This window comes from Spongiactinospora gelatinilytica (assembly GCF_003236385.1).
Taxonomy (GTDB): Bacteria; Actinomycetota; Actinomycetes; order Streptosporangiales; family Streptosporangiaceae; genus Spongiactinospora; species Spongiactinospora gelatinilytica.
Window position 1 is genome coordinate 1 of record NZ_POUA01000780.1, and the last position, 889, is coordinate 889.

1 protein-coding gene is annotated in these 889 nt (G+C 71.8%); it reads left to right on the forward strand.

From position 1 onward, the window contains the following. A partial coding sequence (recX, locus tag C1I98_RS39365) for a recombination regulator RecX (protein WP_438672143.1) occupies positions 1-577 on the forward strand: 577 nt, incomplete at its 5' end. Positions 578-889 lie beyond the last annotated feature (312 nt).

An 889-nucleotide genomic window follows, 5' to 3' on the forward strand; every position in this document is an offset into this window, starting at 1 on the left:
ATCCTCGGCCGGTGGTGGGCCGGGGGCCGATCCGGAAGGGCCGGTGCCGGGGTCGCCGGCCAGTGAGGGCCCGGATGCAGATCCGGAGGCGGTGGCGCGGTCGATCTGCCTACGGCTGCTGACCATGGCGCCACGTACTCGGGCACAGCTCGCCGACGCACTGCGCCGGCGCGAGGTCCCGCAGGCGGCGGCCGACGCCGTGCTCGCCCGCTTCTCCGAAGTGGGATTGATCGACGACAAGGCGTTCGCCGACGCCTGGGTCACCTCCCGCCACGCAGGTCGCGGGCTGGCCCGGCGGGCCTTGGCGGCCGAGCTACGGCGGCGCGGCGTCGATGACGACACTGTTCGCGACGCGGTCGATCGCCTCGACTCCGAAGAGGAGGCCGAGACCGCTCGCCGCCTCGTGGCCCGCAAGCTCCCGTCCACCCGCGGCCTCCCCGGCCCGGTCCGCACCCGCCGCCTCGCCGGCATGCTGGCCCGCAAGGGATACTCCTCCGGCCTGGCCTTCCGCATCATCCGCGAGGCCCTCGAAGCCGACGGCCTCGACTCCACAGACCTCCCCGAAGAACTCGACTGACCCCACCGCAGGCCCCGCCGCAGCCCACCGGTGCCAGGGACCCTTGCCTGGACACCCTCGAGTGCGCCCCTTGAGGTGGCTTGCTCATCCTCCTGGCGGTCCGCAGGCGAGGCCCGTCCGATCTCGGTGGTTGAGATTTCCGCACGTCGCGGTAGACGCACTTTGCCAGAAGGAACTGGTCTTCCGGTCTGCGGTGGGTGTCTCCGTCCGGCCCGTGCGGACCTTGAACGTTGGAGGCTCGTCGCGGTATCCGTTCGTCCGTCGGGGGAGAGGTCATGGGGGTGTGAGGTCCAGGGTGAGGACGTCCATGGT